This window comes from Pseudoclavibacter sp. JSM 162008 (genome assembly GCF_041366455.1).
GTDB lineage: Bacteria > Actinomycetota > Actinomycetes > Actinomycetales > Microbacteriaceae > Pseudoclavibacter.
In genome coordinates this window covers 1-13166 of sequence record NZ_JBEWYX010000031.1, presented here as the reverse complement: position 1 = coordinate 13166, position 13166 = coordinate 1, and the positions used below count along the sequence as shown (strand labels likewise).

Sequence of the window (13166 nt, the reverse complement as noted above, 5' to 3'; positions counted from 1 at the left end):
GGCCTTCCTCGGGCTGGTGTGTGGTCAGAGACCACCAGCATCGAGGAAGGCCCGCCTCATGCGGCGGAGCGACCCAGAGTGGGGAATTTCGATGAGCAGAACCGAGGAATTTCAGTGAGCGCCGTCACTGCGATCACTGCGGCCGGATCGGCGAGACGACGCTGAGTGAGACTGACAACCCGTTGCTCACGACCCTGCCCAGGCTCACGGAGATGACCATGTAGGCCAGGCCCACCCGTCGCAGCGTGCCGGCGGGCTTCGACAGCGACGACATCGGCGGTGACCGCCCCGACCTGGAGTGCTGCATGGATGCCGACGATCACGTCCTCTGCGGGCATGCTCCGGTGCAGCAGCAGAACATCGATCAGGGCTCGCGTGCCGGCAGCGTCACCATCGGTCTTCCGGGCGGCAGCCCAGAACGCATCGTGGGCAGCCGTGAAAACGCCAGCTTCCCGCGCCCTTGCCAAGGCCGTCGCTCCCGGGAGTGCTCCTGGTTTGTGACGCAACACCTCGAGGTAGTGATCGAGGACGACTGACTGTCCACCGCGGGCGACGACGCGCTCATGACGGGCAACTTCCTGGTGCCCGTCAAACACGATAACCACGGACGCCCGCAACGAGACGCGGACGTTCCGGCCGATCAAGCGGGCGGGAACGGAGTACTTCGCCATCCGAACCGTGATCAGACTCGACCGGTCGACCCTCGGATGCAGCGTCAAACCTGGGTCGAACCGCTCGAATGGCAGCGGCGAGAGCAGTGCCTGTTCGACGGCGAAGTCCTGGCCGACCGTGCGAATCCGCGACGCGATCCGCCGACCGTCATCCGCCGCGTCCCAGACGCGGATCCTCGCGTTGAGTTCCGCGAGCGAATCGACGACCGGCATCGGAGCCAAATGTGTCCGCCGGAACCGTCCGACCTCGCCCTCGACGCCACCCTTCTCATGCGCGCCCGTGATACCAGGTTGGCAGTAGAACGAGTCGAACCCGTAGTGGGAGCGGAACAGCACCCACCGTTCGTTCTCTATCCGGGCGCGCCCGTTTCCATAGAGCACCGCCTGGACCGCCGACGTCAAATTGTCGTAACGGATATGTCGGGTCGGGATGCCGCCGATCTCCTCGAACGCGTCGATGTGGCCCTCGAGGAACGCTTCCTGCGACTGAGTCGAATAGACCCGATGAATCGCTTTCCCCGAATTGGAGAGCCGGAACACGAACATGTGGCACTTCGTCTTCACCCCAGCCAGCACCACCCACACCTCGCCGAAATCAACCTCCGCCTCCGCACCGGGCACGTGCTCCTGAGGAATGAAGACCTCCACCCGCCGACCAGCGGCCGCATCGATCTCCGGCCGGCGGAATCGCACGTAGTTGCGGACCGTCGAATACGACAGCTGTGTCGCCCCGTGCTCCTCGATGAGACGATCCAGCACCCGAGTCGCGGTGTGGCGCTGCTTCCTTGGGGCGGTCAGATCCTCCCGTAACATCGCGTCGATCGCGGGCTTGAATCGGTCAAGCCGCGGTGCAGACCTCACCCGCGTCTTCTTCAGCGGCGGTTCCGGCGAAGCCAACGCCTGCCGCACCGTCGCGCGCCCAACGTGATGACGGCGCGCGAGCTCTCTGATCGAGAGTTCCTCCACCCGCGCATCACGCCGGATCGTCGCGAACACATCCACCCGAGATCCCATCCCAAACCTCCACCATCAGCATCCGGAACAACAGTTCCGTCAACGGTGGAGGTGGGCCCGGCTCAGGCTGCCGTGGACACCCCGTTAAGCGGCAAGTGGTTTCCGCTTAGATTGCCCTGGTGGGTCTGACTTACGTTGCCATAGTCACTCGACTCCGAGCCGGCGACCGTCCACAAGATCGTCCTTGTTCGCGTCGACGAACGCGACTACTTCCGGTAGTGGCGGTCGAGCTCCGCCCCGAAGAAAGACGCGGCCCGCTTGAGCACCTCGTTGGCCCGCCGCAACTCCCGGTTCTCCTGCTCGAGCTCACGCACCCGCTGCGCCTCCGCGCTGCTCACGCCGGCAGTGACGCCGTCATCGATGTCGGCCTGCTTCACCCACATCCGCACCGACTCGACCCCATACCCGAGCTGCGTCGCGACGCGCTGGACCGTCCCTTGCGTGACACCGAGCTCCGCACGCAGCGTCCTCACCATCCGCACCGCGGCGGCCTTCTCCTCGACCGAGTAGCGACGCGTCGTCGGCTTCCCATTTGCCAGTTCCTTCGGCATAACTCCATCCTCGTTTCCAAGGTCGGGAGCCTCCAACAAACCCAGGGCGCTTCAAGGAAACCGCGACTCCGCTCCCGCTCTCCGGAATCCCGCCCTGGATGTCGCGCGCACAGATCCGCATTTCCCCAGCATTTCCGCCGCGGGCCGCTGCGGAAATGCTGGGGAAATGCGGATCTCAGACCGCCCGGACGGACTCGCCGGGAACGACCCGGCCCCGGATCCACACCTGCTCCAGCGCCCGCGACGGCGAGCGCATCGTCTCGAGCAGCACCCGCGCCGTGCTCGACGCGATCTCCGCGATCGGCTGCGCCAGCGTCGTGATCCTCGGCACCGAGTACCGCGCGATGTCGAGGCCGTCGAAGCCCACGAGCGAGCAGTCCTCCGGCACGCGCAGCCCCGCCTCGCTCAGCGCCCGCGCCGCGCCCACCGCGGCCGCGTCGGAGATCGCGAGGAGCGCCGTCGCGGGAGGGACGCCGTCGGACGAGGCCAGCCACGCGCGCACCGACTCGTAGCCGTTCGCCATCGAGTACAACTGCGCGTCGACGAGCGACGGCACGATGATCTCGGGCCCGGCGTCCGGCCCCGCATCCGCGAGCGCCGTCCGGTAGCCGGCCAGCCGCAGCGCCCACGCGTGCTCGCGGTCGCGCTCGTCGCCCGCGCCCACGAAAGCGATGCGGCGGTGGCCCTGGGAGAGCAGGTGGGAGGTCAGGTCGTAGACCCCCGCCTGGTCGTCGACCGACACGGACGAGTGCAGCGCATCCGCCCCCGAGAAGTCGACGGTCGTGCAGAACACCATCGGCAGCTCGATCTCGGCGAGGCGGCGGCTGAGCAAGGCGGACGCCTCGCGGTCGGCGCTGCCGTACCGGCCGAGGAACACGACGCCGCTGAACTTGCCGCCGCGCACGATCCGCTCGACCGACTCCGGATCGGAGCTGCGCTTCGAGATGTGCGTCACCGTCGTCTCGTACCCCGCATCGGCGAACAGTCGCTCGAGGTGCTCCCAGATCTCGATGAGCAGCTGCCCGAGCTCGCCCTGGATGATCACCGAGATCGTCTGCGTCGCGCTGATCTTCAGCCGCTGCGCGCTGGCGTTCGGCACGTATCCGTGCGCGGCGGCCGCGGCGCGGATGCGGTCGCGCGTCTCCGGGTTCACATCGGAGCGGTCGTTCATCGCGCGCGACACGGTCGACACCGCGACGCCGCAGATGCGGGCCAGTTCGCGGATGGTCATCGTGCTCACGACGTCGTCGTCCTTTCTCCGAGCGGTGCGCGGCGCGAGGGCGTCAGCCCTTGACGGCCCCGGCCACGACGCCCTTGATGATGTGCTTCTGGCTGAACAGGTAGAACACGATCACCGGGATCATGGCGAGCACGAGGATGCCCATCATGGCGCCGAGGTCGACCGAGCCGTACCCGCCCTTGAGGTACTGGACGGCGATCGGGATCGTCTTGTACTCCTTGAGGTCCAGCGTGAGGTACGGCAGGAGGTAGTCGTTCCATAGCCACATCACCTGGAGGATGCCGACCGTGATGATCGCGGGCTTCATCATCGGGACGACGACGAGGAAGAACGTGCGGATCGGGCCGCAGCCGTCGATCGTCGCCGCCTCCTCGATCTCGTACGGGATGCTCTTCACGAAGCCCGTGAAGATGAACACCGCGAGGCCCGCGCCGAAGCCGAGATAGATGATCCAGAGCCCGAACGGGTTGTTCAGGTTCAGGTAGTCCGCCAGCCACGACAGCGTGAACATCACCATCTGGAACGGCACGAGCAGGTTGAACAGGAACGTCGAGTACAGCGTCTTCGCGTAGCGGTTGTCCATTCGGACGATCCACCACGCGGTCATCGAGGTGCACAGCAGGATGAGCGCCGCGGATCCGACGGTGATCACGAGCGACCAGCCGAACGACGCGAAGAAGTCGGTGAGCTCGACGCCGCGTACGTAGTTGTCGAAGCCGACGAACGTCTCGGCGTTCGGGAGCGAGAAGGGGTCGTCGGCGATGAACACCTTGCCCTTGAAGGAGTTGATGACGACCAGGACGATCGGGTAGATGTACGCGATCGCGATGATCGTGAAGACCGTGGTCCACAGCCACGGGCGGCGCACGGTGTCGTTCATGCCGCGGTCTCCTTCGAACGGGCGAAGCGGTTCTGAATCAGGGCGACCACCGCGAGGATGATGAGGAACACGACGGCCTTCGCCTGGCCGACGCCCTCGAAGCCGGTGCGGCCGTAGAACGTGTTGAAGATGTTCAGCGCGAGCATCTCCGACATCCGCGCGGGGGCGCCGTTGGTCAGCGCGAGGTTCTGGTCGAACATCTTGAAGCCGTTGGTGATGGTGAGGAACGTGCAGACCGTGATCGACGGCATCACGAGCGGGATGACGATGCTGCGCAGCGTGCGCCAGCGGCTCGCGCCGTCGATCTGCGACGCCTCGAACATGTCGGACGGGATCGACTGGATGCCGGCGATGTAGATCACCATCATGTAGCCGATCTGCTGCCAGCACAGGAGGATGACGAGGCCCCAGAAGCCGTACGTCTCGCTGAACGTGATGGAGCGCGCCCAGATGCCGAGCACGCCGTTGAGCAGCAGCAGCCAGATGTAGCCGAGCACGATGCCGCCGAGGAGGTTCGGCATGAAGAACACCGAGCGGAACAGGTTGCGGCCCTTGAACGCCTTCACCAGCATGTAGGCGACCGCGAACGCGACCACGTTGATGATGACGGTCGTGACGACGACGAACGCCGCGGTGTACCAGAGCGAGTGCAGGAAGACCTCGTCGCCGAGGAGCTTCGTGTAGTTCTCGAGCCCCACCCAGGTGGACTTCGTGACGGTGCGGAAGCTCGTGAACGACAGATACACGCCGAGCACGAACGGGATCACGAACCCGATCACGAATGCGGCGACGGTGGGGCCGGTGAACAGCCATCCCCAGCGTCCGAGCGACTTCTTCATAATCTCAGTTCCTCATGTCAGGTGCGGGCGACCCTGCGGCCGCCCGCACCGGGTGCGGGGCGCGGCCCCGCGTCGGGGAGTGTGTCAGCCGTTGACCAGCGCGTACTCGCTGGCCCAGCCGTCGACGAAGGCGGTGACGACATCGTCCCACTCGCCCGTGCCCTGCGCGTATCCGAGCATGGCCTGGCCGAGGCCGTTCTTCCATTCCTCGGACGGCATGGTCGCGAAGTTCCAGCTCACGGGCGTCTTGCCCGCCTCCTGGTAGGCGGTGTCGGCCTGGACGAACGGGTTGCTCGGCAGGTAGTCGGCGAACGTGTCGAAGGGGGTCACGAAGCCCATCGTGTTCGCGAGCGAGTCGCGGCCGGAGTCGGACGTGATGACCCACTCGAGGAAGTCCTTCGTGGCCTGCTGGTCGGCCTCGGAAGCGTTGTTGTTGACGACCCAGTAGTTCTCCGAACCCGTGGCCAGGCCCTGGTTCTCCTCGCCCTCGACGCCGATGTAGATCGGCAGCATCGTGAGGTCCTCGTCCGCGACGTCCTGGCCCGTGATGTCGTTGTAGGCCCAGGTGCCGTTCTGGTAGAACGCGGCCTTGCCGAGCGCGAACTCGCTGTTCGCGTCCTCGATCGTCTTGCCGGACAGTGCCGACTTCTCGGTCGTGGAGTTGTCGATGTAGAGGTCGAAGATCGCCTTGAACTGGTCGAGGTACGTGCCCTTGACCTCGGCCGGCTGGCCGGTCACGCCGTCCGCCTGGTACTCGTAGTAGAGCGGGATGTTCGCGAGGTGCGTCTTGAAGCGCCAGTCGGACGACGAGTCGAAGCCGGCCGAGGTGAACGCGCCGTCGATGCCGAGGTCGTCCTTGTGCTCCTGGATGCCCTCGACGACCGACTTCAGGGTGTCGAAGTCGTCGATCTCGTCGATCGACTCGACGGGGGAGTCGCCCAGCGCGATGTAGTCGTTCACGATCTTGGTGTTCGTGATGATGCCGTAGGTCTCCATGACGTACGGGATCGCGAGCACGGCGCCGCTGTCGTCGGTGAGCGCGACGCCCTCGTCGTTCAGGTGCTTGTAGAGCTCGCTGTCGCTGAGGTCGGCGGCGTAGTCGGCCCAGCTGGCGAGGCCGACGGGGCCGTTCACCTGGAACAGGGTCGGGGCGTCGCTCTTGGCCATCTCCGACTTGAGGGTGGTCTCGTAGGTGCCGGAGGCCGCGGTCTCGACGTCGACCTGGACGCCGGTCTCGTCGGTGTACTCCTTCGCGAGCGCCTGCCAGTCCTCGGCCTGCTCCGGCTTGAAGTTCAGGTAGTAGACCTTGCCCTCCGAGTCGTCCTCGCTGCTGCAGGCGACCATGCCGGCCGCCAGTGCGGCCATCGTGACGCCTGCTGCGATCACCTTCGTCGCTGTGCGCTTGCTCATATCTGTAGCCTTCCTCCATTGGATTGCTGAGCCTCCGGACGCCTCGGTGCGGCGTGGAACCGGAAACGGTACCGATGCTCCGCTCGAAACAGTACCCCGCCGGAGCGCGGCGCGCAATTCTTCTGCGAGATTCGCCGGATCGGCGGCGCGGGTCAGCGGAGGAAGGGCGCCAGCGCCCGCTCGAGGAGCGGCGTCGCCCCGTACGCGGCGAGCGGATAGCCGAGCGCGAGGAGCGGGAAGAGCGCCTGGGGGAGCAGGATCCAGGTCGCGATCGTCACGGCGAGGAGCACGGCGTGGACGGCGAGGATCCCGAGCGTGAACGGGAGGCGGCCGATCGAGACGACCACCGCGTTGCGCAGCGTGCGCAGGGGGCGGTTCTCGAAGCGCGCCTGCATCGCCCACGCGAAGGGGAAGACGAGCAGGTACACGACGCTGACCAGGATCTTCCACACCAGCAGCTCGGCCGGCGTCAGGAACGCCCATGCCAGCGCGATGCCGATCCCGACCGGCCCGAGCACCGCCCAGATCGCCGTCGCCCCGGCGAAGTTCGCGCGGAAGGAGCGGAAGAACGTGCGGCGGACGCCGTCGTCCGAGCGATCCTGCAGGCGGCGCGCGGTGTCGAAGACGGCCGTGAATCCGGCGCCCGCGGTGACGACGGGCGCGCACGCGAGCAGCAGGAGCACGTTCAGCAGGATGAGGTCGCCGACCGTCGCCATCACGCGCCAGATGGGCGCGGCGAGGTCGAAGAGTCGGTGCATCGTCGTGGTCCTTCCGGTCTCAGGGTAGCGGGCGGAGATCCGCCGGGAAACGGGCGGATCTCCGGAGACGGTTCCGGTGGTCGTCACCGCTGCGGCGGCGCCGTCGACGTCCGCTCGACGAGGGCGTAGGGGAGCGCGGTCACACCCGACTCCGGCGCCTCGCCCTCCCCGCGCAGCAGGGCCACGAGGTGCGCGGCCGCGCGCCGGCCCTGCTCGTCCGGCCGCTGCGCGATCGTCGTGAGGCCCATGGTCTCGGCGAGCTCGTGGTCGTCGATGCCGACGACCGACAGATCCTCGGGGATCGACAGCCCCGCCTCGCGGGCGGCGAGCATCAGGCCGACGGCCATCTCGTCCGACGCGGCGAAGACGGCCGTCGGCCGGTCGCCGGAGGCGAACAGCCGTCGGCCCGCCGCGAGACCGCCGGCGACCGTGAAGTCGGCGGTCAGGTCGTTCGGCGCGGGCTCGAGCCCGTGCGCCCGCATCGCGGCCGCGTACCCCTCGTACCGGTGCTCGCCGAGCCGGAACCCGTCCGGCGAGTCCGGCTCGCTGCCGAGGTGCACCACGCGCCGGTGGCCGAGGGAGACGAGCGCGTCGGTCGCGAGCCGGGCGATCTCCAGGTCGTCGACCTCGTACGCGGGCACGCCGTCGATCGCGCCGCCGAGGCCGACGACGGGCTTCCCGACCGCCTTCAGGCTGGCGACCTCCGCCTCGTCGAGCCGCAGGGAGACGGCGATGACGCCGTCCACCCGCTGCCTCCGCAGGAAGTCGGAGAACACCCGCTGCCGGATGCCGTGCCCGCCGCGCAGGTTGTAGAGCGTCACGTCGTACCCGGTCTCGGCGAGCTCCGCCTGCGCGCCCTCGACGACGGACGAGAAGAACCACCGGTTCAGCACCGGCACGACGATGCCGACGTTGCGCGTGCGCCCCGAGGCGAGGCTCGCCGCCGCGGACGACGTCACGTACCCGAGGGTCGTCGTCGCCGCGAGGACGCGGTCGCGCGCCGCGGGGGACACCGTGCCCGTGCCGTTGAGCACGCGCGAGACGGTCGCCGTCGAGACGCCTGCCTCGCGCGCCACGTCGGCGATCGTGACCGAGCCGGGGCGGCCAGCCATGCCGTCCTCCGCCATCAGCCGAGCCACACGGTCGTGTCGGGCGGCAGCGTCCCGTCGACGGGGGAGCTGGCGAGCAGCACCTCGCCGTCCGGCAGCGGCGCGGCCGCGTCGCCGAAGTTCGTGATCACGGTGGTGCCGGCGATCCGGAGGGCGAGGCACCCGGCCGGTGCGTCGACCCATTCGAGGTCGCCGGCGTACGTGCGGCGCTCGCGGCGCAGCCGCAGCGCGTCCCGGTAGAACGACAGCGTTGAATCCGGGTCTCCCGCCTGGGCGTCGCGCGCGAAGCCGCGCCACGACTCGGGCTGGGGCAGCCAGCTCTCGCCGGAGGGGCTGAATCCGTACGCGGGGGCGTCCGCCTCCCACGGGATCGGAACGCGGCAGCCGTCCCGGCCGTACTTCTCGCCGTTCGTGCGGAACCAGGTCGGGTCCTGGCGCGCGTCGTCCGGCAGGTCGAGCGCCTCGGGCAGCCCGAGCTCCTCGCCCTGGAAGAGGTAGGCGGAGCCGGGCAGCGCCAGCATCAGGCCCGTCGCGGCGCGGGCGCGGCGGATGCCGGCGGCCTCGTCGGGGAGGCCCGGGGTGTCGCGCGCGATGCCGTCGCCCTGCGGGGTGCCCGACGCGAGCGAGAGGCGCGTGGCGTGGCGCACCACGTCGTGGTTCGACAGCACCCAGGTGCTCGGGGCGCCGACGCCGGAGAACGCCGCGATCGACTCGTCGACGACCGAGCGGATCGCGTCCGCGTCCCAGCCGGTCTCGAGGTAGGCGAAGTTGAAGGTCTGGTGCATCTCGTCGGGGCGCACCCAGTTCGCGAGCTTGCTGATCGGCTCGACCCAGGCCTCGCCGCAGTAGACGCGGTCCTCGTACTCGGCGTCCATCATCGCGCGCCACTCGCGGTAGATCTCGTGCACGCCGTCCTGGCCCCAGTACGGCGGGGTCTCGGCGTCGTCGCCCTCGGCGCCGCCCATCGAGGAGTCGCCCTCGCGGGGCGTGTAGTCGGGCAGGCCCGCGGCCTTGATCATGCCGTGCGCGACGTCGACGCGGTAGCCGTCGACGCCCCGGTCGAGCCAGAAGCGCAGCACGTCGAGGAAGTCGCGCCGCACGTCCGGGTTCTCCCAGTTGAGGTCGGGCTGCGACGAGTCGAAGAGGTGGAGGTACCACTGGCCGTCCGGCAGGCGCGTCCAGGCCTCGCCGCCGAAGCGCGACTCCCAGTTGTTCGGCGGCAGCTCGCCGTTCTCGCCCCGACCCTCGCGGAACATGTACCGCTCGCGCTCCGGGCTGCCGGGCTCGGCCGCGAGCGCCGCCTGGAACCACGCGTGCTGGTCGGAGGTGTGGTTAGGGACGAGGTCGAAGATGACCTTCAGCCCCAGCTCGTGCGCGGTCGCGATGAGCGCCTCCGCGTCCTCGTTGGTGCCGAAGAGCGGATCGATGGCCGTGTAGTCGGCGACGTCGTAGCCGGCGTCCTTCTGCGGCGAGAGGAAGATCGGCGAGAGCCAGACCGCGTCGACGCCGAGCTCGGCGAGCTCGGGCAGGCGCGAGCGGATGCCCGCGAGGTCGCCGATGCCGTCGCCGTTCGAGTCGGCGAACGAGCGCGGGTACACCTGATAGATGACGGCGCTGCGCCACCACTCGTCGGATCGTGCGGGAACGGTCGTCGTCATCGCGGAGTCTCCTTATGTAAGCGCTTACTTCTTCGTGCGTCCAGGGTGGCACCGATCACCCGCCGCGCGCAAATCGACCGCGCCCGGGGTCCGATTCCTGACGCGGAAACGGCCGCGCGCCCCGTCGCCTGAGGCGAGGGGGCGCGCGGCCGTGCGAGCGCGGTTACGCGATCTCGAGGAGCGGGTGGCCCGCGGAGATCGTCTGGCCGACGGGCGCGTCGATCGACGAGACCTTGCCGTCCTTGTGCGCGTGGAGGGGCTGCTCCATCTTCATCGCCTCGAGCACGAGCACGAGGTCGCCCTTGACGACCTCCTGGCCCTCCTCGACGGCGACCTTGACGACGGTGGCCTGCAACGGCGACTTCAGGGCGTTGCCCGACGCGCCGGCGGACACCGACGCGCTCGAGTGCGAGCGGCGCGACGGCGGGGCGGAGGCGGGGCGTCCGCCCGAGCGGCTGTTGGTCGTGATGCGGTCGGGCAGGCTGACCTCGAGCCGCTTGCCCGCGACCTCGACGACGACGGTGTGGCGCGGCTCCGGCTCCTCGGGGGCGGCGGGCTCGCCGTCCCACGCGGGGATGTCGTTGACGAACTCGGTCTCGATCCAGCGCGTGAACACGCCGAACTCGCCGTCCTCCGCCGTGAAGGCGGGGTCGGAGACGACCTTGCGGTGGAACGGGATCACCGTCGGGAGGCCGGAGACCTCGAACTCCTCGAGCGCGCGGCGCGAGCGCTCGAGCGCCTCGGCGCGGTCGCGGCCCGTGACGATGATCTTCGCGAGCATCGAGTCGAACGCGCCGGACACGCTGTCGCCCGCCGTGACTCCGGAGTCGAGGCGGATGCCGGGGCCGCCGAACGTCTTGAAGACGTGGATCGGGCCGGGCTGGGGGAGGAACCCGCGGCCCGGGTCCTCGCCGTTGATGCGGAACTCGAACGAGTGGCCGCGGGGCTCGGGGTCGTCGTAGCCGAGCTCCTCGCCCGCGGCGATCCTGAACTGCTCGCGCACGAGGTCGATGCCCGTGATCTCCTCGGAGACCGGGTGCTCGACCTGCAGGCGCGTGTTCACCTCGAGGAACGAGATGGTGCCGTCTGCGCCGATCAGGAACTCGCAGGTTCCCGCGCCGACGTAGCCGACCTCCTTCAGGATGGCCTTCGACGCCTCGTAGAGGGTCGCGTTCTGCTCGTCCGACAGGAACGGCGCGGGCGCCTCCTCCACGAGCTTCTGGTGGCGGCGCTGCAGCGAGCAGTCGCGCGTCGAGACGACGACGTTGCCCGCGGAGTCGGCGAGGCACTGGGTCTCGACGTGGCGGGGCTTGTCGAGGTACTTCTCGACGAAGCACTCGCCCCGGCCGAATGCGGCGATTGAAGCGCCCCGGGTGTGATGGAGGCTCTCAAACCAGTGAAGGATGAGAGTCATGGCAGCACCACGGAAGTACAGCGAGGAGCTCAAACAGCGCGCGACGCGGATGGCGCTGGACGCGCGCCGAGACCCCGCGACGAAGACGGGAGCGATCAAGCGGATCGCCGAGCAGCTCGATATCCATCCCGAGGCCTTGCGCACATGGGTGAGGCAGGCCGAGATCGATGCCGGCGACGCGCCGGGCACCACGACCGCGGACACGCAGAAGATCGCCGCCCTCGAACGCGAGGTCCGCGAGCTGCGGCGGGCGAACGAGATGGCGGATTCAACCGGTGGTCGCAACGAGTTCCGTGAACTTCTCCGATGGTGTCAGATATCCGAGCGTCTTGCGTGGTCGGCCGTTGAGCGAGTCCTGAATCGCGGTCAGGTCCGCGCGGCTAACGATGTTCAGATCGGTGCTCTTCGGAAGGTATTGGTGTAGCAACCCGTTGGTGTTCTCATTGCTGCCCCGCTGCCACGGGGAGTGCGGGTCGCAGAAGTAGATCGGGATCCCGGTTGTGGCTGTGAACTCGATGTGCTTGGCCATCTCCGCGCCCTGATCCCAGGTGATCGTCCGCGCCAGCGACGACGGGAGCGCGGTGATCGCTTCGCGCATCGCGGCCTCCACCTTTTCTGCACTCTTCCCATCAGGCAAATGCAGCAGGAGCGTGAGGCGGGTGCTGCGTTCGACGAGGGTTCCGACGGCGCTACGGCTGTTCTCACCAAGGATGAGATCGCCTTCCCAATGCCCGGGAACGGCACGGTCCTCGACCTCAGCGGGGCGCTCGCTGATCATGACCATCCCTGGCAGCCGGTCGCGCCGATCCGTTGCCGTTCGCGCCTTCCTGGCCGTGCGTCCCGATCTCAGGCAGCGGGCGAGTTCTCGGCGCAGTTGCCCGCGTCCCTGTACGAACAGGGACTGATAGATCGTCTCGTGGCTCACGTGCATCTCCGGGTCGTCGGGATGCTCCAACCGTAGGCGGGCAGCGATCTCCTGCGGCGACCACAGCTGCTTCAACTGCGCTGTCACGGTCTCGAGCAACCGGCCACCGTCAAGCTTGAACGGCTTCGGCCTGCGGGCCTGCTCCCGGGCGTCCTCATGCGCCCGCCACGCGGAGTACTCCTCGCGTCCGCCGCCCCGTGTGACCTCGCGGCTGATCGTCGACACCGCCCGCCCGAGGCTGCGCGCGATCGCAGTGAGCGTGTCACCGCGGGCAAGACCCACGAGTATCTCCTCGCGTTCGAAGACCGTCAGATGATCCTCGCGCGGCTCCCAGCCGAACGGTTTCCCATCGAGGTGACGGCCTTCCCTCGCCATGCGGCCGACCATCGTCGCCGTGCACCCGATCTCGCGAGCGATGTCGATGAGTCTCCATCCCTTCGAGTGGAGACGGAGCGCGAGCTGCTTTTGCTCACGACTGAGATGACCATGCTTGCCCTGCAACCGATGCCTCCTGAGATCAACGTCTGCTTCATCTCACAGCCCCCATTGCGTTGACCGGTTGAATCCGCCCATTCTCCGTCAGGCGGCGAAGTATTTCGCTGGGGAGACGAACTGGTGAACCGCTTCCAGTTCGTCGAGGACCACAAGGACGCCTACGGCGTGAAGCGGTTGTGCGAGGTCGTCGAGATCGGCAGGT

General features: G+C 68.2%; 8 protein-coding genes and 5 pseudogenes. 2 read left to right on the top strand and 11 right to left on the bottom strand.

The annotated features are described in order from the left end of the window. Nucleotides 1-128: 128 nt before the first annotated feature. The 10 genes and pseudogenes from istA to ABVF28_RS16930 form a co-directional block, all read right to left on the bottom strand. Nucleotides 129-1685: pseudogene (istA, locus tag ABVF28_RS16975) on the bottom strand (IS21 family transposase); the annotation flags it as partial. Between the two features lie 147 nt (nucleotides 1686-1832). Continuing rightward, nucleotides 1833-2236, bottom strand: a pseudogene (locus ABVF28_RS16970) (transposase); the annotation flags it as partial. 175 nt (nucleotides 2237-2411) lie between these two features. Then, nucleotides 2412-3467 (bottom strand): LacI family DNA-binding transcriptional regulator, encoded by a 1056-nt coding sequence (locus ABVF28_RS16965; RefSeq protein ID WP_371031418.1) that lies wholly within the window; start codon nucleotides 3465-3467, stop codon nucleotides 2412-2414. Nucleotides 3468-3519: 52 nt separating this feature from the next. Continuing rightward, nucleotides 3520-4356, bottom strand: a complete 837-nt coding sequence (locus ABVF28_RS16960; RefSeq protein WP_371031417.1) for a carbohydrate ABC transporter permease — start codon at nucleotides 4354-4356, stop codon at nucleotides 3520-3522. After that, complete coding sequence (locus ABVF28_RS16955) at nucleotides 4353-5195, bottom strand: carbohydrate ABC transporter permease (RefSeq protein ID WP_371031416.1); 843 nt, start codon at nucleotides 5193-5195, stop codon at nucleotides 4353-4355. Before ABVF28_RS16955 ends, ABVF28_RS16960 begins: the two co-directional genes overlap by 4 nt. An 84-nt stretch (nucleotides 5196-5279) precedes the next feature. After that, the gene (locus tag ABVF28_RS16950) at nucleotides 5280-6605 is read right to left on the bottom strand and encodes an ABC transporter substrate-binding protein (RefSeq protein WP_371031415.1); all 1326 of its coding nucleotides are present in this window, start codon (nucleotides 6603-6605) and stop codon (nucleotides 5280-5282) included. A 152-nt stretch (nucleotides 6606-6757) separates the two neighbouring features. Beyond that, nucleotides 6758-7363 (bottom strand): DUF624 domain-containing protein, encoded by a 606-nt coding sequence (locus tag ABVF28_RS16945; RefSeq protein WP_371031414.1) that lies wholly within the window; start codon nucleotides 7361-7363, stop codon nucleotides 6758-6760. A gap of 83 nt (nucleotides 7364-7446) precedes the next feature. After that, nucleotides 7447-8475: a LacI family DNA-binding transcriptional regulator gene (locus tag ABVF28_RS16940; RefSeq protein WP_371031413.1), complete on the bottom strand. Its 1029-nt coding sequence runs from the start codon at nucleotides 8473-8475 to the stop codon at nucleotides 7447-7449. 14 nt (nucleotides 8476-8489) lie between these two features. Next, nucleotides 8490-10130 carry a glycoside hydrolase family 13 protein gene (locus tag ABVF28_RS16935; protein WP_371031412.1) on the bottom strand — a complete coding sequence of 547 codons (1641 nt, stop codon included), beginning with the start codon at nucleotides 10128-10130 and terminating at the stop codon, nucleotides 8490-8492. 163 nt (nucleotides 10131-10293) lie between these two features. Beyond that, a pseudogene (locus tag ABVF28_RS16930) lies at nucleotides 10294-11535 on the bottom strand (biotin/lipoyl-containing protein); the annotation flags it as partial. On the opposite strand from ABVF28_RS16930, the pseudogene ABVF28_RS16925 reads away from it, so the two are divergent. Beyond that, nucleotides 11534-11740, top strand: a pseudogene (locus tag ABVF28_RS16925) (transposase); the annotation flags it as partial. The pseudogenes ABVF28_RS16930 and ABVF28_RS16925 overlap by 2 nt on opposite strands. A gap of 72 nt (nucleotides 11741-11812) precedes the next feature. Here ABVF28_RS16925 and ABVF28_RS16920 read toward each other — a convergent pair. Then, complete coding sequence (locus ABVF28_RS16920; RefSeq protein WP_371031411.1) at nucleotides 11813-12970, bottom strand: IS30 family transposase; 1158 nt, start codon at nucleotides 12968-12970, stop codon at nucleotides 11813-11815. 70 nt (nucleotides 12971-13040) lie between these two features. Between ABVF28_RS16920 and ABVF28_RS16915 the strand changes: the two are divergent. Next, nucleotides 13041-13166: pseudogene (locus ABVF28_RS16915) on the top strand (IS3 family transposase); the annotation flags it as partial.